The organism is Mesorhizobium sp. M0938, assembly GCF_040319125.1.
Lineage (GTDB): Bacteria > Pseudomonadota > Alphaproteobacteria > Rhizobiales > Rhizobiaceae > Mesorhizobium > Mesorhizobium robiniae.
On the sequence record NZ_JAMYNS010000038.1, the window covers coordinates 1 to 19,839 of the forward strand.

Here is a 19,839-nt window from a genome sequence, read left to right on the forward strand (position 1 = left end):
GCGAACGGCATAGTCAGATTGTAGGCCGACGGGTGATTGCTTTCCAGCGTCTCAATCATCCAGCATTTATGAGTTCACGACCTAGGGAAGATCACATGAAGCGCCATATGGACGCTGGAGATTTTGCGCGCTGGGCTAGCGAAGGCTGGCGGCGGAGAAAATTGAGCCGTGGAGAATAACATGAACACAGCCACTCCGGACCTCGGTAGAGTCAGTCGTTTGCCGCTTGCGGCCGGCGATCCGGACGCAGACGATAACCTTGACTCAGCTCTTCTCGAAGCTCGTCAATATCTTCAGTTCTATGACTGGGGAAAGGCTATCAAAGGCGAATATCTCGGATATGGCGCCGAGGGGATAATTTATATTTTTCTCTTCGAGATTTCACCCGGCAGACCAGATGTGCCCCAATGGATATGGGTAGTCGTGGGTGATGTACCTCCAGCATATATGCCCGGCGACGACCTCAAGACTCCATATGATGCGCTGGACGGATATATCGGCGCCATGGAAGAATGGGTTGAAGCCGCGCGGCAAGGAAAGTCGGTGGCGGATTTGATTCCGGTCAATGTTCCGGCGAATCCCGCCAACGCAGAAATGCTGGATCGACGCCTCAAATTCCTCGATGAGAAGGTACTGCCTGACCTTCGAGAGTGATGCATTGGCGCTTGCCAGCAAGCGCCGGCGATCGTGCCAAGCGGCCGCGTTCAGTCGCGCTGTCATCGGGCGGTGGTCTGATTGTGGTCATGATGGTAGCCTATGGCAGCCTCCAATTGTCGCGCAAGCGGGTGGCCGGGAGACCATGCCAGGCCAGCCGACTTTTCAGATGAAGGACTGTTCCTATCTTGTTGCGTTTAGACTCTTATCCGATCGCCGCGAGGATCGTTTTTCTGGTTACGTTGGCCGGCGTTCTCATGCTCGCTCTTCTGCCGGTGCGGCTCTTGCCGGATCTCGGCATGGCCGTTCATGATGACAAGCTCAATCACGCCGCCGCCTTCGCCGTTTTGGCGGCCTTGGGAAGTCTTGGCTGGCCTGAGCACAAGGTAAGGCTGATTATTCTCCTCGCTTCTATCGGCGCGGCGATCGAGATTCTTCAAGGCGCGCAGTTGATAGGGCGCGATCTGGATGCACTCGACTGGGTTGCCGACTGCGCCGGCATGGCGTGCGGGCTGACGATCGCCAGCTGGACAAAGAGGCGCGTTGGCGGGTTGCCGTAGGCCGCAGCGGTCTTCGGCGCGCTTTTTCTTTCGAGACAAGACCCCGGCTAAACTCCGGATACGCCATGGACCCGCACGTCCTGTGGGCGCGCTGAAATCATAGAGCACTTTTCAGGCCTCGCTTCGCGGGGCTTTTTTCATGGAGCAAGCCTGATGGCCCGACCTGCAACTGCCGCCGTTCGACTTCTGACCGGCGAACGCGAACCCGTGCGTCTGGCGACCACGGCCAACATTATCCTCCAGGGACTCAAAACCATCGACGGCGTCATGACCGAAGTCGGCGATCGAGTGCTGGTCAAGAACCAGACCGACGCAAGACAGAATGGCATTTACACGGTGAGCGAAGGCACTTGGTACCGCGCCGCCGATGCTCGCTCGGCCCGCACCTTGCAGAAGGGAACAACGGTTCACGTACAGGAAGGCACAGTTTCGGCTGCCTTCACGTATTCGTTCCAAACATCAGATCCGGTCATTGGGACCGATGACATCCTCATCACCTTTTACCTATCTGACAACCTGATAAGCGATGCGACGGATGCTGTGGATGCGTTGGTGGATGAGGCGGCAATCTCGGCGGCGCAGGCTGCGGCACTCGCCGGGCCGGGATACGGCATCAACATCGGCAGCCCGATCGACCGGCCATCCGACTTCACTGTGACTGGTTCGGACATGGGCATTCTGCACGTCGTCACAGCCCCTCTTGGCGTCACGCGGCTCGTCACCATGCCGCCAGCCAATGCGCATGTCGGCAAGGCAATATCGATCCTCGTTCCATATGATCAAGACGGCATCGTCCACCTTCTCGCCACGCCGGGGCAGCCGACCAGCCTGATCAGCGATTACGGCACGGACTTGTTCTACATGTGGGCAGGCGAGCAGATCACGCTCTACGCCAACGCGTCGAGGTGGATCATTCTCGACTGGAAGAAAAACCCGATGCATCTACAGGCATCCGCGCCTGCCGCCGATGTCGCGCTGCCCACCGATCAGACCCCAGTCGAAATCACCGGCTGGACGACGACAACGGCTGGCACCTATTTGCGGCGTTCTGCCCTAGCGCTGGATGGCGGTGCGCCGGCCCGGGCACGGCTTCCACGCAGAGGCGTCTATCTTCTTGAGTTTGAGTGCTTCGTCACGTTTTCCGCCGCCCCAACATCCCTCTATGCATACGTCAACCAGGCGGGCTCCAGCATCATAGCAAATCGGGGCTATATGCAGCCCATTCAGCCGTCTGCTCCGACGCAAGGAGTAATTCGACTAAGACAGGTGTTTTCCAACAACAGGATCACATTGAACCTATACCTGCTTTGCTTAGGTGGAACAGCACCCGTTGTCGCCGGGGTCTCGTCGCCAGCTCGCATCCGTTTGACCGAGCTTGCGTGATGGTTGCTTTCTGGCGCCTGACCGACGAGATCCCGCCCGTCATCCTCTACGATAGCTACTTGCCAAATGCCGCCGAACTGCTGGTCTCGGATTATGCCAGCATTGCCGAGCGAAGTTCTGCAACCTTGCGCTTTCTGCGGCCGATTTCGGAAGGCAATAACTACAAGCATGCCGCGCCGGGAAGCCGTGTTTCGTTCATCACCAATGCGTCAAGCCTGGGGCTGACGCTGTTTTGGAATGCACTGATCACCCGGCTTGATACATTCCGTTCAGTCGGCTCGATCCTGATCGACGGCATCGAAACCCTGACCTTCACCTGCCCCTTCGCCGCCAATGTGGCGGGGATATCCGAGCCGGTCTTCGCGCTGCCGGCCGGTTCGAAAACGGTGACGATCGTTTGGCCGTATGCGGCAGGTCTCGAACTTCGCAAGGTCGAAGTGAACACCGGCTCAACGATGGCGATTGCGGCGCGGCCGGCCGGCAAGCTCGCCGTTGCGGGCGATAGCATTTCGCATGGCTTTTCGGCCGCACGTTCGGCTCTGACCTGGTCCTATAAGCTCGCGGTCCTTAATGGCCGGCAGCTTGTCAACATAGCGAACGGCAGTGAAGGGGCCATAGCGGCCAATGGTTCGGCTCTGGCAGGCCTGGGTGCCGACCGAGTGACGTACATGATCGGCTACAACAATTTTGTCGCCCAAACGCCAATCGCCACATTTCAGGCCGCCGTGCAAGGCTGGATCGTCAACGCTCGGGCGGCGCTGCCGGCGGCAAAGATATATCTCGTCAGCCCGATCTACTCGCCAAACACCAACACCATCACCCTCCAGCAATACCGGGATGCCGTGCAGGCGGCCGAGCTGGCGGCGGGAGACGCGGAAACGTTCTTCGTAGATGGTCTCTCGATCATGACCAACAATGCCGACCGGCTGGCTGACAGCATCCATCCGAACGACATTGGCGCCGCCGAGATCGCGGCAAACATCGCGCCGCTGGTCAGCGTGTAAGGCCTCGCTGGACGTTCTTTGATGGCTGTGGCAGAGAGATTGCGAGATCGTCTCAGGGAGCCTTCAATGGCCAATGCCGGCAGCATCATCGACATCTATGACGACTACTACACCGATGGAAAAGTAACCGCAAAACGGGAAATCGCATCAAACCAGTCGGTCGGGCACATCGAGGCGATCATTCGAGGGCAGTCCTTCGAAAAGATACTTGACATCGGGGCCGGCGAGGGTGCCGTGCTGGACAAGCTGAATAAGAAGGGCCTCGGGGAGACCCTTGGCGCCGTCGAGATATCGACCAGCGGCGTCAATGCGATCAAGGCCAGGAAAATCGCTAACCTAGCCAGCCTCGACATCTTCGACGGCTACCATATTCCACACCCTGACAAGTCCTTTGACCTCGGTCTTGCCATTCACGTTGTCGAGCATGTCGAGCACGAGCGGATGTTCTTGATGGAGGCGGCGAGGGTCTGCAACAAACTCTATATCGAAGTACCGCTGGAGCATACGAGGAACCTGGGCAAAGCCATACGGATGTCAGGACCATATGGGCACATCAACTTCTACACGCCGCTTACCTTCGACAATCTGCTCAGGACGTCTGGCCTCAAAGTGGAGAGGCTGATGACGTTTGCTCACGATCTCGCTTATGAACAACACCTAGCCGGGCGGTCCAAAGGATGGGTGAAATACAAGTTGCGGACCGGATTTCTCAAGGTCGCGCCCAAGACTGCGGTACGGAACATGGCGTACATGGCTGGAGCGCTCTGCAGCATTAAGTAGTTAATTCCGAGAGGTCGCGGATCTTTTTAGCCGGAACGCCGGCAACGACCGTGAAGGGCTCCACGTCCTTCGTGACGACGGATGCTGCGCCGACGACTGCGCCCTTGCCGATCGTGACACCTTTCAGGATTGTCACGCCAAAGCCGATCCAGACATTCTCATCGATTGTGATCGGCGCGATTCCGACACCCGACCAGTTCTTTTTGCCCTGATGCCACGCGGCGACATCGTTTGTTCGCTGCCTCCAATCCAGCGAGTGCGAGTTGTGGTCAACGATCGTCGTACCCCATGAGATAACGACATCATCACCAATAGCGATGTGTTCTGCAGCGACTAGGTGGCTCTTGCCGATGTAGCAGCGTCGTCCGATCGTGATCCGCGCTTCTGGTCGATCGAACGAGAAGTAGCAGTTGATGATCCCGTGCTCGCCGATCGCGTGGTGACCACGGCTGGCAGTGCGGACACTCTGGATGTTCATCTTCGTTCCTGGTCCGGCATTGATGCCGGCTAGGCGATACATGAACCGTGGGACGAACGGCATATCAGTTTCGCCCGAAACGCGATTTCGGTAACCTTTCGACGATAAGTCGCGATCCCTCGAAGAATCGGAAGTGGACTGAAAAGCGCTTGAGGCTTTCTGCTACCGGCCGGTCAGTACGCATCATCAGGTTGCCCCCGTTTCCGCCGCTATTTGCGGGAAGCGGCACCGCTTTGCAAGCGTGATGGTGAGGTGTTCACGTTCTAATTCGTTTGGCGCGACACGGCCTCTGGCAAAGGACCGGTACAGGTAGCACTTCGCCGTTGCAGATAGGCTTCTACCGAGCGAGCGGCTTCGTCTTGCCGGTCAATAATTTCGGCGGCGTGTGCCGGCGTATCTGCCTGACGGCAGGACTGGTTTGACATGTCGATTCAAGGAGTTAATTTAGAGTGCCCTTTGCGCGTTTAAAAGACACGCCGGCTCGAGCCAAATACGCAGCGGCTATCGATGACTGTCTTGCGGCTTGTTGTGGGGCTGGCTGTTCGACCACCAGACAAAATACAGCGAACCCATCTTCATGACCGGCACGCGGCGCTCGCGTTCTTGCGCCCGCAATTCCCGATAGACTTTCATCTTCAGGGTGCCGCCCGGCAACTTGATACGCAGTGCCATCGGTTCAACTCCCGCCGTGCAACGCAATGATGATGTGCAATGCAGCAATTAGAGACCTTCCCTAGCGGAAGAGTCAACATCGCATCATCGACTATTTCTGTGACGATCCACGGTACAGGCGTCGGATAACGGTTTTATGATCACGACGGGGCTACAGCGTCGCGTGCCGGATTGTCCGGCGCACTAGGCTGGTCGTTCGACGGAGGCCGCCGGTTCGACCACCAGGTGAAATACAGCGACCCCATCTTCAGAACCGGTATGCGGCGGGCGCGCTCGCGCTCGCGCAATTCCCGATACACCTTCATCTTCAAGGTGCCGCCCGGCAACCTGATACGAACCGCCATCAGCCCAACCCCATTGTGCAGTGCAGCAAATAGAGAGCTTCCGTAGGGGAAGAGTCAATGGGCGGTCATTGACTATTTCTGGGGCTATTTCCCGGGACTGGTCCAGAAGGATCCGGGCGCCGGCGTCGGCTCATCGTTCTGGCGGGCGCCGGGATGGACGATCCGACATACTGCTCGGCCACCAGATGATGAAATATTTTCCGACCTGCCAGACCGGGACTTCGCGCTTCTGTTCGCGGCGGCGCAGCTCGTCCCTCGTCTTGATCTTCAAGGTCCCGCCCGGAAGCCTGATCCTTATTGTCACGTGCCCTCCCGCACCATGCATCCCACAAGGTACGAACGGTTCATGGGAGCGGTTTCATCCCGGCTAAGCAATTTCGGTCCAGGCGACGTACGGATCGAGCTGTTCTCAGATGGTCGACACCGTCACTTGAAGAAATCCGCGATGCCTTGGATGGCCAGGAACGCGTAAAGGATCGGCCCAGCGACCAGCCCGCAATAGAGGCAGAAGATCGCTGCCAGTGCCACAAGCAGGGGCTTGTCGCGGCCGACCGCGCATAGTTCGGCCTTCACCGTCCAGCGCGCCGCGGCTGTTCCTTCGTCTTGCGACATAGGCAAGTCCCCATCCTCCCATTCGGCTCATTTCACACAATCGGTTGCAAACATCAACCTGCCCGCGAGGGCGGAAAGGACAAGGCCATGGACACTACGTTCAAGGGCGCCGCCAGGCGCCTGGACGACCTCGATCTGCCGAGGCTAGGCGCCAGGATTGGCGTCGGCGAGGATGAGATTCACGCCTTTCTCGATGTCGAGACCAGCGGGCATGGCTTCGACGCGCAGGGCCGGCCGATCGTCCTGTTTGAGCCGCATGTCTTTTTCCGCAACCTCTCGGGCGCGGCGCGGGCGCAAGCCGTCGCGGCCGGCCTTGCCTATGTCAGGTGGGGCGAAAAGCCTTATCCCCGGGACAGCTATCCGCGCCTGAAAGCCGCCTGCGCCATCGACCAGACGGCGGCGCTCAGATCGGCGTCGTGGGGGCTCGGCCAGGTTCTCGGTGAGAATTTCAAGGCGGCCGGCTTCCTCACCGTGCAGGCCATGGTCGAAGCCATGATGGAAGACGAGGCGCTGCAACTGGCAGCGGCGGTCAATTTCATCGCAGCGAATCGGCTCGACGACAAATTGCGCAATCATGATTGGGCCGGCTTTGCTAAGGGCTACAACGGGTCGGGCTACAAGAAAAACGCCTACGACACCAAGCTGGCCAATGCGTTCGCCAAGTGGTCGCGCATCAAGGACACGCCGTGGCCGCAGGCAGCCTCGCCAGTGCCTCCACAGCACATGCCAGCAGCTCCGCAGCCGCCGAAGCTCGTCACTCCGCCTGCCCCTGTGCCCACGCCAGCGGCAAAGCCAAGCCCTGCCTCCGAATACGTCGAACGCAACTGGCTGTGGCGCATCATCAACGCCGTACTCGGCTTCATCTTTCGTCAGAAAGGCTAAGACCATGCTTGTCGATCAACCCAACGCGATGCCGTCGCGCAAACTCACTGCCGCCATGATCTCGGCTTCGCTCGCCGGGGCAATCAAGGCTGTCGTGACAAATGCATGGCCGCAATTCGCCGATCCCATGATCTGGGAGCCGCTTCCCATCATCGTCGGATTCGCAGTCGGTTATTTCGTGAGGGAACGCCGATGACAACCGCCTTCTGGATACTGACCGCAATCGCCGGATGGCTTGGCTTCGGCATGGCCGGCCTGATCCTCTACATCGCTTTTTGCGTGGCGACGGGGAGGCATATCCTGTGACCACGACCCTTACCATTCTCGGCGCCATCATCGGCAACAAGACCATCATGACGATCTTCGCCGCGCTGATCGGCGGGCTCGGCCTGTACGTCGCCGGCGGCATCAACCGGGCCAAGAAGGAGGCGGCAAAGCAGGCGGCAGAAAAATTTGCCGCCGCGCAGGATCGCCTCGAAATGGACCGTGAGGCGACCGGTGCCGAACGTGCGGCGCGCGACCTGCCGGACGAAGCCGCACGACGGGAGGCGATGAGATGGGCAAAGCGCTGATCATCTGCCTGTTGCTCGCCGGATGCACCACACCGGCTTCTATTAGCAATCCACGTCAGGTCTGGTGCGACCACAACCAGCCGCGCCGTCCGTCCGCTGCCGTCGTCGCCGCCATGACGCGGCCTGAACTCGATGAGGTGAATGGCTACAACGGGAAGGGCGCCAAATGGTGCCGGTGGAAGCCATGATACAGGAGCTTCTCGACGCTCTCGGCATCAAGGCGCCGGTGGTGGTCGCCGGCCTTTCCGGCGGTATCTTGCGGGCCTTGTCGCGCCACCGCTACAAGGTCCGCGAGATGGTGGCATCGCCGATCTGTGGCGCGTTGGCGGCCGCCTATCTGACGCTTCCGGTGGTGCATTACTTCCGCGCCACCGGCCTGCCGGTTCCGGCTACAGACGACGACACCACGACGCTGGCCGCGGCGTTCCTCATCGGCGTCTCGGCGATGTGGATATCGGACATCGTCTTCGAGGTGGTGGTGAGGCGGTTCAAGCCGGGGGAGGAGGACGAGTGAGATCGCGCCTGTTTTCCTGTCTTGTTGTGCCGCAACACAGCATTCCCACGGAAAGGCGGCTCGGGTTGAAGGTTGCGGAACCACGGGCGAAGGTGCGCGTTAGACACAACCCCTGTGAGGATGCATCATGCCAGCTCGCGCAATCGTCTCGACCGCCGCAGCGATCCTGCTCGCCGCCACGAGCATGGCTTACGCCCGGCCGGATGCACGCACCATGACATGCGAACAGACGCAGCAGCTGATCCGCAGCCGGCGCGCGGTCGTCCTCACCACCGGCCGCAACACCTATGACCGGTATGTCCGTCAGTTCGGCAACGAGTGCGACTGGCCCCAAGTACCTGTTACGTCCTATGTCAGAACGCGTGACGGTCAATGTCGGCTCCATCGATGCGAGGAACCGGTCTTCGATTTTCCGGACTGAGAGGCAGCTGGCGCTCCATCCTCGGGTTATAGGCACGAAGCTTGGTCGATGCCGCTACAGTAGCAATCGCTGATCAACGATTGCCAGATACGCCGCGCCCGCCCCGGCAACGGGGCGGCTTTTTGGCGTCTTGAACTGACGTCATCCCGCATTGCCGCCCAAAATTTGCGGGCGTTTCCTTGAACCCAGCATAGGGCCGGGCGCGTTGCCGCATGCGGGAACCAATCGCCGCCCACCCGCTTTGACAAGGAGGTGATCCTCCGCGGGAAAGGAGTTCGATATGAAACCTTTCGCATTCTTGCCAAGCAGTTCGGTGATGCTGGGCGCACTGGCATTGGCGACGGCGTTGGCGGCGCCGGTTGTCGCCAAAGCGGATAACCAGCCACCCGACCAGGCGCCGGCCCAGCCCGGCCCTTGCCAGGCCCAACCGCAGAACGGCCAGCAGCAAAAGCCGCCGCCCGCCAACAACGGTGGTAGCAGCAGCCTGACTGAAACGCTTGATCCTTGCAACGGCGTGCTGCTGCCGCCGCCGACGGGCGATCGGGGCATGGCCGCACCGCCGCCGGACGAAGGCAGGACGCCGGTGCTCAAGCCCGGCGAGGTGCCGGCGCAGCCGCCGAAGCAATAATTGGGCATTTTTGCCGCCTCGCACCCCGACGGGTGTCCAGGCTTTTTTGCCGCCAGGCGGAACATTAGCTATAGCTAAATGTTTCTTTCGAAGCAGTCGATATCACCCCCTCCGGTATCGCTGCTGGTCGGGCAATCCGATCGGCCCGCGTGCCTGCGACAGGAACGCGGGCCACTGCGGTCGCTCGCAGCAGCCCGCATCAGGGCGGCGATCATTTAGCCGCCGCTCACGGAACAAGAAGGTTGCGTGAGCGTTTGCAAACAGGGCCCGCTGCTTCCGACTATGTGTTGTTGTTGCCAAGCCGGAAGGCGAAGTCCGCCAACAAGAACAGGAGAAGACGATGAAGATCCACCTTGTTCCTGCCGCCGCCGGGCTGGTGCTGCTCACCGGTGTCGGCGTTGCCGCCGCAGACCAGGTGATTGTCACGCCCGAGCAGCAGACAGTCATCCGCGAATATGTGGACAGGCACCCGCTGGCGTCGATTAGCCTTCTGGGAGTGGAGCTCAATGTCGGTTCCACCTTGCCCGACACGGTTGAACTTCAGCCGATCGAGGTCCCCGATGTCGAATACAGATACGTGGTCGTTGACGACCGCACCGTGCTGGTCGATCCAGGCACGCGCAGGATCGTGCAGGTCATCGACTGACCTTCAGCCGCCGCTCCCCACAAAGGGAGCGGCGGCTCGCCGGCAGGCCACCGGCTGCTGATTGTCGTGTCGCGGGACGGAAAGGAGCCATTTCCATGTTGCCGCATGTCGAGTCATCCAATGTAGCCGCTTCTGTCGATAAATTGCTTGCTGAACGGGGCACTTCCCTGTTGTCGATGAAGGAGGTGATCGCAGCGGTGCGTAAGCGAACCGGGACAGAGCGCTCGGACGCGGATCTGGCGGGGCTGATCACCAAAAAGGCGGCACTTCTCGGTGTCGCGGTTTTGTCCGACTAGGCTGAGGCAGCTCAAGACGGCAATCGAAATTTCAGCTAAAACAGCTGTTGCTCAAGCTTGAACCGATGGAGGCAACAGTGACGGACGACAGGCAGGAACGCATACGTCAGCGGGCTCACGCAATCTGGGAGCAAGCCGGCCGGCCAGACGGCTCGCATCAGCAGCACTGGGATCAGGCCACCGCCGACATCGACGGTGAAAACAGCCAGCCGATGGGAAAGACTGCTCGACTGAAGAAGCCAACGGCCGCGAACGCCAAGGGCAGCAAGCCCCACAAAATCAACCCAAAGGCTGCCTCGCCGCGCAAGGCTTCAGCAGACTAAGCGCTTCGGCCGCGGGACGAGGCTCTCTTAGTCCCGCGGCCGAAGCACAAGTTATCAAGATCGATCTCGACTGCTACTTCCCGCAATGGTTGTCGTTGACAGTCGGTGAAACCGTGCCGGGAGCCTTGTTCGTTGCATCAGGCATCGCGCCCTGCGGGCCTATCGGGCAGTTCCGATCGGCATTGGAATTCAAGCCGTCAGGGCCGGCAATAATGCTACCGGTAATCCCGGGATCGACAGCGTTCCGATCCGCCAGATCCGGATCGACCGGGGCGGGGTCGATGACGACGCTTCTGTCGCTGCCGGTATCGATGTCAGCGTTTGGGTCGCTGACATTCTGGGCCATCGCAGAAGTGGCCAGACCGGCGGCAAGTACCGACGCTGCGAGAATTTTCATAAGCATAGCTTGTCTCCGTTTGTCTCCATTTTCGGTTGTCGCCGCATTTGCGACTATAGAAAAAACCGCTCGGGTGTGGTGAAGGTTCCCATAAAATTCCAGCCTGCGACGAACCGTTCGTAAACGGCAGTCCAATTTTGAACTGCATAGAGGTGCCGGAAACTCGACAAGCGCGCTGGCCGCGAGCCGTTGACGCAACTGCCACATCACGATATTGAACAGGAGCATACAGGTTTACTGAACAGGTATTTTCATGGCGCGTCGCACGACTCTGTCGTCTCCCGGAACGGGCAAGCCCGAACGGATCGCCACAGTCCTCGAACATGAAATCCGCTCCGGCGTGCTTGGTTTCGGCGATCGCCTGCAGAGCGAAAACGAGCTCGTCCAGCGCTTCTCCGTCAGCCGCAACACCATCCGCAAGGGTCTCGAGGAACTGTCGAGCCGTGGGCTGATCACCACCAAGGTCGGCATCGGCTCGTTCGTCACTTTCGACGGCATGCCGGTCGATGACGCCGTCGGCTGGTCGCGCGCGCTGGCTAACGCCGGCGCTAACGCCGAGACCCGCACGCTGAGGCTCGAAGTGATACAGGATGCGGATCTTGCCGGCAGGCTTGGCGTCGAAAGCCCGTTTTTCATAGCCGTCGACCGGGTCCGCTCCAACGCCGATGACGGTCACGCCATTTCGATCGAGCGCAGCCGCCTGCCGCTGTCGCCTGAACTGGAGGATGTACCGCTGCGCGGCCTGCGCGAGGGTTCGCTGCATCAGACGCTGCGTGGCGCCGGGCTTGTTCCCGATCACGGCGAAGAATGGGTCGACATCGAAATGTTGAGCGCCGAGGACGCGGCCATTCTCGATTGCGCGCCCGGCGCGCCGTTCCTGCGCACGCGGCGCCTCACTCGCGCCGCCGACGGCCGCGCCATCGAATATGTCACCAGCCTGCTCAATCCGGCGCACTTCGCCCTTCACCTGGAGTTCTGAGTATGGACACGGCCGAGGCGATCGACCGGGCGATGGGCGCACTTATCGGCGGTGCGTTGGGCGATGCGCTCGGCATGCCGACGCAACTTCTGTCGCCGGCCCGCATCGCCGAGCTTTACGGGCATGTCGAGGATTTCGTCACCCCGCTCGCCGACCATCCAGTGTCGAAAGGCCTGGCCGCCGGCACTGTTACCGACGACACCGAACAGGCGCTGCTGCTCGGCCGCATCCTGGTTGTTTCAGGTGACAGCTTCGATCATGCGCGCTGGGTCAACGCGCTGCTGGACTGGGAACGCGACGTCAAGGCGCGTGGCAGCTACGATCTGCTTGGTCCATCGACCAAGCGCGCTATCGACGCTATCAATGAGGGCGTGCCGGCCGAGGAGGCGGGAAGCGGCGGCGACACCAATGGTGCGGCCATGCGCATCGCGCCGGTCGGCATCATGATGCCGCCGGAGCCGCTCAACGCACTGGTCGCCAAGGTCGCGGAGACCTGCCGGGCGACGCACAACACCTCGATCGCCATCGCCTCGGCCGCCGCCGTCGCCGCCGCAGTCAGCTGCGGCGTTGCCGGCGGCGACTGGCGTGCCGCCTCAGACTGCGCCGTTAAGGCGGCAAGGCGAGGGGCGGCGCTCGGCCACTGGGTCACCGGCGGCGACATTGCCGCGCGCATCGACTGGGCGAAGGGCCTCGTTCGCGGCAAGACTGTCTCAGACGGCATCCGGCTGATCGTGGATCTGGTCGGCACCGGTGTTGCCAGCCAAGAATCGGTTCCGGCCGCCTTCGCCGTGCTGGAAATCGCTGGAGGCGATCCCTGGCGGGCGGCCATCATCAGCGCCAATCTTGGCGGCGACACCGATACGATCGGTGCCATTGCCGCCGGCATGGCGGGTGCCTGCACAGGCTTTTCCCGGCTGCCACAGGACCGTATCGCTGGATTGAAGGGCATCGACATTGCCGAAGTACGCGCGCTTGCGGCTGACTTGGTTACCGCGCGGATGGCGAAAAGCAGCTCCGGCAAGGATGCGGCGGCGTGAGCGGCCGTCTTGTCCATATCGGCAGCGCGGTGGTCGATTATGTCTACCGCATCGATGCCTTGCCGGCGCCCGGCACCGAAAAAACTGCATCGAGCTTTGCCCAGGTCGCCGGCGGCGGCTTCAACATGATGGTGGCGGCCAGCCGCACCGGGATGAAGGTCGTCTTCGGCGGCCAGCTCGGCAGCGGACCGAACGGCGATTTCCTGCGCGCCGCCTTCGCCACGGAAGGCATCGCCACGCTGATGCCGGCATCACCTGTGATGGACAGCGGCAATTGCGTCGCCATGATCAGCAGCGATGCGGAACGCACCTTCGTGTCATGGCCAGGCGCCGAGAGTGTGCTTAGCCTTGGCATGATGGCGCCGGTCCGTGTTGCGCCGGGGGATTGGGTGTTCACCTCCGGCTACACGCTGAGCTATCCCGGCAGCCGCGATGCGCTGGCCGAGTGGATCGAGGCGCTGCCTGCTGAAATTCCCTTCGTCCTCGATCCGACGCCTGTCGTATCAGACATTCCGTGTGCCATTCTCGACCGGGTACTAGCGCGCACGAGCTGGCTGAGCTGCAACACCGTCGAAGCGGCTGAGATCGCCGGCCCCGGCGATGTCGAGGCCATTGCTGCCCGGCTCATTTCCAATCATTGCCGGAGCGCCGCGGGGGTCATCATCCGCGCCGGGGCAAAAGGCTGCTTCGTGCGGCTGGCGGATGGGAGCGGCAAGGCCATACCGGGTTTCAACGTCACCGCCGTCGATACCAACGGCGCCGGCGACACGCATATCGGCGCCTTCGTCAGCGCCCTGTCGCGCGGCGTGCCGCCCTTCGAAGCGGCAAATTACGCCAATGCGGCGGCGGCGCTCTCGGTCACCCGCCATGGCGGCTCGTCGGCGCCGAGCGACCAGGAAATCCAGACATTCCTCAGCCATCACGATCAAACGACGACCGTGCACGGACGGAAGCAAGAGGCCTGACAGCCTAAAGACGTAACAAGCCCCGCCAACCGGGCAAACAATGAGAGGAACGAACATGCGCATGCCCAAACTGACTGCTTTCCTGACGGCGACTGCCGTCTTCACCTCCGCACTCACGCTGGTCGCCACTGCCGCCGAAGTGCATGTGCTCAACTGGAAGGGTTACGGGGCCGACGAGCCCTGGGCCATCGCGGCCTTCGAGAAGGCGACCGGCAATAAGGTCGTCAACGACTTCTTCAATTCCGAGCAGGAAATGCTGACCAAGCTCAGGACCAATCCCGGCCTCTACGACGTTGTCATGATCAACGCCGCCTTCAACGACCAGGCGATGGCGGAAAAATTGATCCAGCCGATCGATGTCTCGAAGATTCCCAACTACGCCGACATCAGCCGGGACAAATCGGGATCGCCGATGCTCGCCCGCGACGGCAAGGTTTATGGCGTGCCGTGGGTGTGGGGCTTGACCGCGCTCGCCATCAACGACAAATCCTTCGACGCGCCGCCGACCAGCATCGCCGAGATGTGGAACGAAGCCCGTAAGGGCCGGGTGGTCATCCGCGACGATGCTGTCGAAGCGGTCCAGTTCGGCGCCATTGCCACCGGCCAGAACATTAACGACATCAAGGACATGGAAGCGGTCAAGGCGAAGCTGACCTCGCTGATGCCGCAGATCAAGACTTTCTGGAGCTCGGAGAACGACTGGAACCAGATGGTCGCCTCCAACCAAATCGATATCGGCACCTATTGGAGCGGCTCGGCCGACCGCGCCAAGACCCATTTCAAGCTGCCGGTCTCATTGGTCATCCCTAGGGAAGGCGCCGTCGCCTGGCTCGACGCTTTTTCCATACCGGTCGGCTCCAAGAATGTCGCCGGCGCCGAGGCCTTCATCAACTACATGATTGACCCGTCCTTCTATGTCGAATGGGTCACCAAGGTTGGCGCGCCGGTGTCGGCCAACACCAAAGCGGTCGCGGCGCTTCCGGAAGATGCCTTCAACCGCAAGGTGATGGGGGATCCCGATGTCGCTAAGCGCATCCAGTTCCAGGCGCCGATCACCGATGCGCAGCGCGAAGCCTATCTGGCGCTGTGGCAGGAACTGAAGGTGAATGTGAAGTAGCGGCCGGCTTTTCGGGGAGGAGGGCATATGGCTGGACAGGTCGCGAGCGGTTCGAGGAGCGGATTGCAATCGGCTTTGCCTTTGCTCCTGCCTGCCTATCTCTGGCTGACGGTGGCGATTTTCCTGCCGCTGTCGGCCATGGTGTTCTTCTCCTTCATGACGGAGCTGCCGCTGTCGGGGAAGGCGTGGTCGTTCACGTTGGACAACTACACCACCTTCTTCTCGCAAGGGCTGTATTTGACGCTGCTGCTGGCGTCGCTCAGGCTCGGGCTCGAGGTGACGCTGTGGTGCGTCGTCATCGGCTATCCCGCGGCTTACGTGCTGGCCAAGGTGCTGAAGGGGCGAAGTCGCGAGGCAATTTTCCTGCTTGTCATCCTGCCGTTCTGGTCGAACGGGCTGGTGCGCATCTTCTCCTGGGCGATGGTGCTGCGCGAAGGCGGCATTCTCGACACCGCGCTCAACTCGGTGCTGCCGTTCAAGATCAACATCGACCTGATGTATTCCTACCCTGCAGTCATCATCGGCCTGGTGCACTCCTACGTGCCCTACATGGTGCTGACTTGTTACCTTACGCTGCAGGCCATCGACGACTCGCTGATCGAGGCGGGGCGCTCGCTCGGCGCGTCGCGGCTGCAAATGCTGAAGCGGGTGATCGTTCCGCTGTCCATGCCCGGACTGATCGCCGGAGCCGCGCTGATCTTCGTGCCCGTCGTCGGCTCCTTCATGGAGCCGCGCATCCTCGGCGGCCGCACCGGCACCTTCTACGGCACGGTGATCGAGGACCAGTTCGTCGCTGTCTTCAACTGGCCGCTGGGGGCCGCTCTCTCCTTCATCCTGCTAGCCGTCGTACTGGCTATCCTGGCGGCAGTCGCGCCGGTGCTGAAGAGGGCAGCCTGATGGCGACGACGCGTATCCTCGAAGGGGTTGGCCGCATCTACATCTGGCTGCTGCTGGCGTTCCTCTATCTGCCGATCATCATCATGGCCCTGATGTCGTTCAACGTCTCGCCCTTCTACCAATTGCCGTTCGAGTGGACGACCGAGTGGTACACTTCGCTGTGGCAGAACGACCAACTGATCTCGGCCACATGGAACAGCCTCGAAATCGCGATCATCACCACCGTCATTAGCGTTGTGCTTGGTTCGGCAGCGTCGCTGGCGCTCTATCGCTACGACTTTCCAGGCAAAAAACTCCTGCAGGCACTGCTGTTTCCGCCGATCGCCATTCCGTGGCTGATCACCGGAACGGCGATGCTGATATTCTTCTTCGGCGTTGGTATCGGGCGTGGTCTGTTTGCAATCCTGCTCGGCCATGTGGCGCTGGCGCTGCCCTATGTCATCGTCGTCGTCTCGGCCCGGCTGCAGACCTTTGCGCCGGAACTGGAAGAGGCGGCGCGTTCGCTCGGCGCCAACCAGTGGCAGGTGACGCGGCGCGTGACCTTGCCGTGGATCATGCCGGGCGTCATTGCCGGCGGGCTGTTCGCCTTTGCCGTGTCGTTCGACCAGTTCGTGGTGTCCTACTTCCTGTCGACGCCTGGCCAGACAACGCTGCCGGTCGAAATCTACGCGGCGATCCGTAAGGGTTTTACGCCCGAGATCAACGCGGTCTCGACGATCATCATCGTCGTCTCGATGGGGCTGATGCTGCTCACGGCCCGCTTCTTCAAATTTGGCGGAGACAAATAATGGCCGGCGTGCAGGTATCGAATTTGTCGCGCAGTTTCGGCGCGCACAAGGCGCTGGACGATGTCTCCATCGACTTCGCCGACGGCGGTTTCTATGCGTTGCTCGGGCCGTCGGGCAGCGGCAAAACCACGCTGCTGCGCCAGATCGCCGGCTTCGATTTTCCTGACTCCGGCCGCATCGCGATCGACGGTGAAGGCGTCGAGCGCGTGCCAGTCGAGAAGCGGCGCATCGGCATGGTATTCCAGAACTATGCGCTGTTTCCCAACATGAGCGTCGCCGACAATGTCGCCTTCGGACTGTCGGTGCGCGGCGAGGCCAAGGCGGTGATTGCCGCCGAGGTCCAGCGCGCGCTTGATCTCGTGCAGCTCGGCAAGCTCGGCAGTCGCCGGCCGCACCAATTGTCCGGCGGTCAGCGCCAGCGCGTGGCGCTGGCCCGCGCCATCGTCACCAAGCCGCGCGTGCTTTTGCTCGACGAGCCATTGGGCGCGCTCGACAAGGCGTTGCGCGTCGACATGCAGATCGAACTGAAACGCATCCAGCGCGAGATCGGCATCACCACCATCTTCGTCACCCACGACCAGGAGGAAGCGCTGACGATGAGCGACCGCATCGGCATCTTGCGCGACGGCCGGCTGGTGCAGGAGGGGCCGCCGGAGGAGATCTACGACAGCCCGAAGAGCGAGTTCGCCGCTACTTTCCTCGGTGATGCCAATATCTTGCGCGGCGACAGCACCGGGACCGGTATCCGCTTGGTCGATGGCACCGCGATTGCCGCCGGGGCAGGCGCGACGCTTGCCGCCGGCGCCAAAGCTAGCTGCGCGGTGCGGCCCGAACGCATCCGCATTGCCACCGATTCCGGAACGTCTGATCCGAACGCCAATGTGCTCCGTGGCCAAATCTCCAAGCGCATCTTCGCCGGCAACAACAGCACCTATTTTGTCGATCGCGACGGGCAAACGCTCAAGGTCATCGTGCAGAACACAGGCATTGAAAGGTTGGCGGAAGGACAAGAGGTGGTGCTGCGCTGGTCGCCGGAGAGTACGGTGCTGATCGCCGCGAACTGATCTTGCCAGGCGGACAGCAATCAGTGAGAGCATGGTCGGGCACAATGCGGAAAAGCGAAACACCTGATGACGCTTGAGCTGAATGCGGGCGACCAGTCGATGCTGCAGGGCGGGCAGGGCCCGGCCGTGGCCGCCGCGATGAAGATCCTGGTCGCCTTTTCCAACGCAGTCGGCGCGCGCGAGCTGTTGGACATTGCCGGTGCTCATATCGATGGCTGCCTGTATCACGGCCAGGCCAGCCTCGATTTCGTCGAGAGGCTGGTCGAAGGCGATGGCCACGTTCGGGTCCCGACGACATTGAATGTCGGCTCGTTCGACCTCATCCATCCCCGACTGGTGAAGATGCCGCCGTCGCAAGAGGCGCCGGCGCGCCGTCTGATGAAGGCGCATCTGGAGCTCGGTTGTCAGGCCACCTTCACCTGCGCGCCCTATCAGACGCGGTTCCGGCCAAGCTTTGGCGAGCAGATCGCCTGGGGCGAGTCCAACGCCATCGTCTTTGCCAATTCGGTGATTGGGGCAAGGACCAATCGCTATGGCGATTTCATCGATTTGTGCTGCGCGATGACCGGGCGTGCGCCGGCCTGGGGACTGCATTTGAGCGACAATCGACGCGGGCAGATCCTGTTCAAGCTGACCGGTTCTGACCTGGAGCCGAGCGACAGCCTGTTCGTCGCCGTCGGGCTGATCATCGGGCAAGGGAGTGGCGATCGCATCCCGGTGATCTCGGGCCTGCCAAGACCACGCGACGAGGACCAACTCAAAGCCCTTGGCGCCGCTGCTGCAACGACGGGAGCGGTGGCGCTGTTCCATGCGGTTAGCATCACGCCGGAGGCGAACACGCTTGAAGAGGCGTTTCATGGCATGGCGCCAGAGGAAACAATCCGCATCACGCATACCGACCTCGACCATGCGCTGGCCAGGCTGTCGAGCGTCCCTGACGGCACGCCTTTGGCAGCCGTGTCACTGGGCACGCCGCATTTCTCGCACGACGAATGGATGCGGCTGTTGCCATTGTTGCAAAAGGTGGCGCCAGGCAGAGGCATTCCGATCTACGTCAACACCGGGCGCGCGACGTTGACGCGTTTGCACGATGAGGGGGCGCTGGACGGCATGGAGGCGTTCGGGCTTATTCCAGTCGCCGATACCTGCACCTATGTCACCGCGATCATCAAGCGGCTCGATGGCGTGGTGATGACCAATTCCGGCAAATGGGCGCACTACGCGCCGGGCAATATCGGCGTGTCGGTCGCCTTCGCCGACATGAAGGATTGCATCCATTCCGCAGCAGTGGGTCACGTCGTGCGGGGCGCGCGATGACGTGGTCGGTCGAAACAGTCGAACGCACCGGAACCTTCCAGCTTGCCGGCGAGGCGCAAGGAGCGGCGCTGGTACTTTCGCAAGCGCTCAGCTTCTGGGGTGGCGTCGATGCCGAGACCGGCGACATAACAGATCATTCGCATCCGGATCTCGGCCAGAATGTCGCCGGCAGGATCTTGGTCATGCCGAGCGGGCGAGGCTCGTCGTCCTCGTCCTCAGTCTTGGCCGAGGCGATCCGCCGGGGCACGGCGCCGGCCGGTATCATACTGGAGCGGCCGGATCCGATCCTTGCCGTCGGCGCCATCGTTGCCGAGTTCCTCTACGATATCAGCATGCCGCTGGTCGTCTGCGACACCTCAGGCATTGTCTCCGGCGATAGAATCGCGATCAGCCCGGGCGAGGATGCGCAAGCGATGGTGAGCAAGATCTAGAGCGTTTCATCTCTTGAGAGAATCGTAGGATTCCCAAAGCGGCGTGATTGTGATTCAAGATGCTGGCTGGACGGAGGC

Annotated in this window: 29 protein-coding genes; 23 read left to right on the top strand and 6 right to left on the bottom strand. The window is 61.3% G+C overall.

Annotated elements, in window-relative coordinates; genetic code table 11:
• The first annotated feature begins 180 nt into the window (after nucleotides 1–180).
• The 5 genes from NKH73_RS31930 (at nucleotide 181) to NKH73_RS31950 (ending at nucleotide 4,381) form a co-directional block, all read left to right on the top strand.
• A complete protein-coding gene (locus tag NKH73_RS31930) occupies nucleotides 181–654 on the top strand; it encodes a hypothetical protein (protein WP_352939346.1) in 474 nt (157 codons plus the stop codon).
• Nucleotides 655–938: 284 nt separating this feature from the next.
• The gene (locus tag NKH73_RS31935) at nucleotides 939–1,214 is read left to right on the top strand and encodes a VanZ family protein (RefSeq protein ID WP_352939349.1); all 276 of its coding nucleotides are present in this window, start codon (nucleotides 939–941) and stop codon (nucleotides 1,212–1,214) included.
• A 153-nt stretch (nucleotides 1,215–1,367) separates the two neighbouring features.
• Nucleotides 1,368–2,597 (top strand): hypothetical protein, encoded by a 1,230-nt coding sequence (locus NKH73_RS31940; RefSeq protein ID WP_352939352.1) that lies wholly within the window; start codon nucleotides 1,368–1,370, stop codon nucleotides 2,595–2,597.
• The gene (locus NKH73_RS31945) at nucleotides 2,597–3,601 is read left to right on the top strand and encodes an SGNH/GDSL hydrolase family protein (RefSeq protein ID WP_352939355.1); all 1,005 of its coding nucleotides are present in this window, start codon (nucleotides 2,597–2,599) and stop codon (nucleotides 3,599–3,601) included. The genes NKH73_RS31940 and NKH73_RS31945 overlap by 1 nt, the downstream gene beginning before the upstream one ends.
• 66 nt (nucleotides 3,602–3,667) lie before the next feature.
• Nucleotides 3,668–4,381, top strand: coding sequence for a class I SAM-dependent methyltransferase (locus tag NKH73_RS31950; protein WP_352939358.1), 714 nt, complete (start codon nucleotides 3,668–3,670; stop codon nucleotides 4,379–4,381).
• Here NKH73_RS31950 and NKH73_RS31955 read toward each other — a convergent pair.
• The 4 genes from NKH73_RS31955 to NKH73_RS31970 all read right to left on the bottom strand — a co-directional run bounded on the left by NKH73_RS31955 (nucleotide 4,374) and on the right by NKH73_RS31970 (nucleotide 6,487).
• Nucleotides 4,374–4,859, bottom strand: coding sequence for an acyltransferase (locus tag NKH73_RS31955; protein ID WP_352939362.1), 486 nt, complete (start codon nucleotides 4,857–4,859; stop codon nucleotides 4,374–4,376). The genes NKH73_RS31950 and NKH73_RS31955 overlap by 8 nt on opposite strands.
• A 501-nt stretch (nucleotides 4,860–5,360) precedes the next feature.
• Nucleotides 5,361–5,531, bottom strand: coding sequence for a hypothetical protein (locus NKH73_RS31960; protein WP_352939365.1), 171 nt, complete (start codon nucleotides 5,529–5,531; stop codon nucleotides 5,361–5,363).
• Between the two features lie 140 nt (nucleotides 5,532–5,671).
• The gene (locus tag NKH73_RS31965; RefSeq protein ID WP_352939368.1) at nucleotides 5,672–5,875 is read right to left on the bottom strand and encodes a hypothetical protein; all 204 of its coding nucleotides are present in this window, start codon (nucleotides 5,873–5,875) and stop codon (nucleotides 5,672–5,674) included.
• A 426-nt stretch (nucleotides 5,876–6,301) separates the two neighbouring features.
• Nucleotides 6,302–6,487 (bottom strand): hypothetical protein, encoded by a 186-nt coding sequence (locus NKH73_RS31970; protein WP_352939371.1) that lies wholly within the window; start codon nucleotides 6,485–6,487, stop codon nucleotides 6,302–6,304.
• Nucleotides 6,488–6,574: 87 nt separating this feature from the next.
• Here NKH73_RS31970 and NKH73_RS31975 point away from each other — a divergent pair, with 87 nt between their 5' ends.
• Entirely contained in the window at nucleotides 6,575–7,369 is a 795-nt protein-coding gene (locus NKH73_RS31975; protein WP_352939373.1) for an N-acetylmuramidase family protein, read from the top strand.
• Between the two features lie 15 nt (nucleotides 7,370–7,384).
• On the opposite strand, the gene NKH73_RS31980 is transcribed toward NKH73_RS31975, so the two are convergent.
• Nucleotides 7,385–7,522 (bottom strand): hypothetical protein, encoded by a 138-nt coding sequence (locus tag NKH73_RS31980; protein ID WP_352939376.1) that lies wholly within the window; start codon nucleotides 7,520–7,522, stop codon nucleotides 7,385–7,387.
• 149 nt (nucleotides 7,523–7,671) lie between these two features.
• Between NKH73_RS31980 and NKH73_RS31985 the strand changes: the two genes are divergently transcribed.
• The 8 genes from NKH73_RS31985 (at nucleotide 7,672) to NKH73_RS32020 (ending at nucleotide 10,769) form a co-directional block, all read left to right on the top strand.
• Nucleotides 7,672–7,941, top strand: a complete 270-nt coding sequence (locus NKH73_RS31985; protein ID WP_352939379.1) for a hypothetical protein — start codon at nucleotides 7,672–7,674, stop codon at nucleotides 7,939–7,941.
• A complete protein-coding gene (locus NKH73_RS31990) occupies nucleotides 7,926–8,129 on the top strand; it encodes a hypothetical protein (protein ID WP_352939381.1) in 204 nt (67 codons plus the stop codon). Before NKH73_RS31985 ends, NKH73_RS31990 begins: the two co-directional genes overlap by 16 nt.
• Entirely contained in the window at nucleotides 8,108–8,455 is a 348-nt protein-coding gene (locus tag NKH73_RS31995; protein WP_502894156.1) for a hypothetical protein, read from the top strand. The genes NKH73_RS31990 and NKH73_RS31995 overlap by 22 nt, the downstream gene beginning before the upstream one ends.
• A 127-nt stretch (nucleotides 8,456–8,582) precedes the next feature.
• Nucleotides 8,583–8,876, top strand: a complete 294-nt coding sequence (locus NKH73_RS32000; RefSeq protein ID WP_352939386.1) for a hypothetical protein — start codon at nucleotides 8,583–8,585, stop codon at nucleotides 8,874–8,876.
• Between the two features lie 280 nt (nucleotides 8,877–9,156).
• Nucleotides 9,157–9,504 carry a hypothetical protein gene (locus NKH73_RS32005; protein WP_352939388.1) on the top strand — a complete coding sequence of 116 codons (348 nt, stop codon included), beginning with the start codon at nucleotides 9,157–9,159 and terminating at the stop codon, nucleotides 9,502–9,504.
• A gap of 340 nt (nucleotides 9,505–9,844) precedes the next feature.
• Nucleotides 9,845–10,150 carry a DUF1236 domain-containing protein gene (locus tag NKH73_RS32010; protein WP_352939391.1) on the top strand — a complete coding sequence of 102 codons (306 nt, stop codon included), beginning with the start codon at nucleotides 9,845–9,847 and terminating at the stop codon, nucleotides 10,148–10,150.
• Between the two features lie 95 nt (nucleotides 10,151–10,245).
• Nucleotides 10,246–10,446, top strand: a complete 201-nt coding sequence (locus NKH73_RS32015; RefSeq protein ID WP_352939393.1) for a hypothetical protein — start codon at nucleotides 10,246–10,248, stop codon at nucleotides 10,444–10,446.
• 77 nt (nucleotides 10,447–10,523) lie between these two features.
• Entirely contained in the window at nucleotides 10,524–10,769 is a 246-nt protein-coding gene (locus NKH73_RS32020) for a DUF2934 domain-containing protein (protein WP_352939395.1), read from the top strand.
• A 73-nt stretch (nucleotides 10,770–10,842) separates the two neighbouring features.
• Here NKH73_RS32020 and NKH73_RS32025 read toward each other — a convergent pair whose 3' ends face one another.
• Nucleotides 10,843–11,394, bottom strand: coding sequence for a hypothetical protein (locus NKH73_RS32025; protein WP_352939398.1), 552 nt, complete (start codon nucleotides 11,392–11,394; stop codon nucleotides 10,843–10,845).
• A gap of 25 nt (nucleotides 11,395–11,419) precedes the next feature.
• Between NKH73_RS32025 and NKH73_RS32030 the strand changes: the two genes are divergently transcribed.
• From NKH73_RS32030 to NKH73_RS32070, 9 genes are all read left to right on the top strand, one after another.
• Nucleotides 11,420–12,145, top strand: a complete 726-nt coding sequence (locus NKH73_RS32030) for a GntR family transcriptional regulator (RefSeq protein WP_352939400.1) — start codon at nucleotides 11,420–11,422, stop codon at nucleotides 12,143–12,145.
• Between the two features lie 2 nt (nucleotides 12,146–12,147).
• Complete coding sequence (locus NKH73_RS32035; RefSeq protein WP_352939402.1) at nucleotides 12,148–13,182, top strand: ADP-ribosylglycohydrolase family protein; 1,035 nt, start codon at nucleotides 12,148–12,150, stop codon at nucleotides 13,180–13,182.
• Nucleotides 13,179–14,147, top strand: coding sequence for a PfkB family carbohydrate kinase (locus NKH73_RS32040; RefSeq protein ID WP_352939404.1), 969 nt, complete (start codon nucleotides 13,179–13,181; stop codon nucleotides 14,145–14,147). Before NKH73_RS32035 ends, NKH73_RS32040 begins: the two co-directional genes overlap by 4 nt.
• A 55-nt stretch (nucleotides 14,148–14,202) precedes the next feature.
• Entirely contained in the window at nucleotides 14,203–15,264 is a 1,062-nt protein-coding gene (locus NKH73_RS32045) for an ABC transporter substrate-binding protein (protein ID WP_352939407.1), read from the top strand.
• Between the two features lie 27 nt (nucleotides 15,265–15,291).
• Entirely contained in the window at nucleotides 15,292–16,161 is an 870-nt protein-coding gene (locus NKH73_RS32050; RefSeq protein WP_352939409.1) for an ABC transporter permease, read from the top strand.
• Nucleotides 16,161–16,949 (top strand): ABC transporter permease, encoded by a 789-nt coding sequence (locus tag NKH73_RS32055; RefSeq protein WP_352939412.1) that lies wholly within the window; start codon nucleotides 16,161–16,163, stop codon nucleotides 16,947–16,949. The genes NKH73_RS32050 and NKH73_RS32055 overlap by 1 nt, the downstream gene beginning before the upstream one ends.
• Complete coding sequence (locus NKH73_RS32060) at nucleotides 16,949–18,013, top strand: ABC transporter ATP-binding protein (protein WP_352939415.1); 1,065 nt, start codon at nucleotides 16,949–16,951, stop codon at nucleotides 18,011–18,013. Before NKH73_RS32055 ends, NKH73_RS32060 begins: the two co-directional genes overlap by 1 nt.
• Before the next feature lie 66 nt (nucleotides 18,014–18,079).
• A complete protein-coding gene (locus tag NKH73_RS32065) occupies nucleotides 18,080–19,330 on the top strand; it encodes an aconitase X (protein WP_352939418.1) in 1,251 nt (416 codons plus the stop codon).
• The gene (locus NKH73_RS32070) at nucleotides 19,327–19,761 is read left to right on the top strand and encodes an aconitase X swivel domain-containing protein (protein ID WP_352939421.1); all 435 of its coding nucleotides are present in this window, start codon (nucleotides 19,327–19,329) and stop codon (nucleotides 19,759–19,761) included. Before NKH73_RS32065 ends, NKH73_RS32070 begins: the two co-directional genes overlap by 4 nt.
• Nucleotides 19,762–19,839: the final 78 nt, after the last annotated feature.

Excerpts from the sequence above, each read along its gene's own strand:
- NKH73_RS31945 (WP_352939355.1), top strand. The coding sequence starts at position 2,597 with ATGGTTGCTTTCTGGCGCCTGACCGACGAGATCCCGCCCGTCATCCTC.
- NKH73_RS32000 (WP_352939386.1), top strand. The coding sequence starts at position 8,583 with ATGCCAGCTCGCGCAATCGTCTCGACCGCCGCAGCGATCCTGCTCGCC.
- NKH73_RS31990 (WP_352939381.1), top strand. The coding sequence starts at position 7,926 with ATGGGCAAAGCGCTGATCATCTGCCTGTTGCTCGCCGGATGCACCACA.
- NKH73_RS31995 (WP_502894156.1), top strand. The coding sequence starts at position 8,108 with ATGGTGCCGGTGGAAGCCATGATACAGGAGCTTCTCGACGCTCTCGGC.
- NKH73_RS32060 (WP_352939415.1), top strand. The coding sequence starts at position 16,949 with ATGGCCGGCGTGCAGGTATCGAATTTGTCGCGCAGTTTCGGCGCGCAC.
- NKH73_RS31975 (WP_352939373.1), top strand. The coding sequence starts at position 6,575 with ATGGACACTACGTTCAAGGGCGCCGCCAGGCGCCTGGACGACCTCGAT.
- NKH73_RS32025 (WP_352939398.1), bottom strand. The coding sequence starts at position 11,394 with ATGCTCCTGTTCAATATCGTGATGTGGCAGTTGCGTCAACGGCTCGCG.
- NKH73_RS32010 (WP_352939391.1), top strand. The coding sequence starts at position 9,845 with ATGAAGATCCACCTTGTTCCTGCCGCCGCCGGGCTGGTGCTGCTCACC.
- NKH73_RS32070 (WP_352939421.1), top strand. The coding sequence starts at position 19,327 with ATGACGTGGTCGGTCGAAACAGTCGAACGCACCGGAACCTTCCAGCTT.
- NKH73_RS31940 (WP_352939352.1), top strand. The coding sequence starts at position 1,368 with ATGGCCCGACCTGCAACTGCCGCCGTTCGACTTCTGACCGGCGAACGC.
- NKH73_RS31970 (WP_352939371.1), bottom strand. The coding sequence starts at position 6,487 with ATGTCGCAAGACGAAGGAACAGCCGCGGCGCGCTGGACGGTGAAGGCC.
- NKH73_RS32030 (WP_352939400.1), top strand. The coding sequence starts at position 11,420 with ATGGCGCGTCGCACGACTCTGTCGTCTCCCGGAACGGGCAAGCCCGAA.
- NKH73_RS32050 (WP_352939409.1), top strand. The coding sequence starts at position 15,292 with ATGGCTGGACAGGTCGCGAGCGGTTCGAGGAGCGGATTGCAATCGGCT.
- NKH73_RS31955 (WP_352939362.1), bottom strand. The coding sequence starts at position 4,859 with ATGAACATCCAGAGTGTCCGCACTGCCAGCCGTGGTCACCACGCGATC.
- NKH73_RS32065 (WP_352939418.1), top strand. The coding sequence starts at position 18,080 with ATGACGCTTGAGCTGAATGCGGGCGACCAGTCGATGCTGCAGGGCGGG.
- NKH73_RS32015 (WP_352939393.1), top strand. The coding sequence starts at position 10,246 with ATGTTGCCGCATGTCGAGTCATCCAATGTAGCCGCTTCTGTCGATAAA.
- NKH73_RS31950 (WP_352939358.1), top strand. The coding sequence starts at position 3,668 with ATGGCCAATGCCGGCAGCATCATCGACATCTATGACGACTACTACACC.
- NKH73_RS32055 (WP_352939412.1), top strand. The coding sequence starts at position 16,161 with ATGGCGACGACGCGTATCCTCGAAGGGGTTGGCCGCATCTACATCTGG.
- NKH73_RS31960 (WP_352939365.1), bottom strand. The coding sequence starts at position 5,531 with ATGGCACTGCGTATCAAGTTGCCGGGCGGCACCCTGAAGATGAAAGTC.
- NKH73_RS32005 (WP_352939388.1), top strand. The coding sequence starts at position 9,157 with ATGAAACCTTTCGCATTCTTGCCAAGCAGTTCGGTGATGCTGGGCGCA.
- NKH73_RS32035 (WP_352939402.1), top strand. The coding sequence starts at position 12,148 with ATGGACACGGCCGAGGCGATCGACCGGGCGATGGGCGCACTTATCGGC.
- NKH73_RS32045 (WP_352939407.1), top strand. The coding sequence starts at position 14,203 with ATGCGCATGCCCAAACTGACTGCTTTCCTGACGGCGACTGCCGTCTTC.
- NKH73_RS31980 (WP_352939376.1), bottom strand. The coding sequence starts at position 7,522 with ATGATGGGAAGCGGCTCCCAGATCATGGGATCGGCGAATTGCGGCCAT.
- NKH73_RS31965 (WP_352939368.1), bottom strand. The coding sequence starts at position 5,875 with ATGGCGGTTCGTATCAGGTTGCCGGGCGGCACCTTGAAGATGAAGGTG.
- NKH73_RS31930 (WP_352939346.1), top strand. The coding sequence starts at position 181 with ATGAACACAGCCACTCCGGACCTCGGTAGAGTCAGTCGTTTGCCGCTT.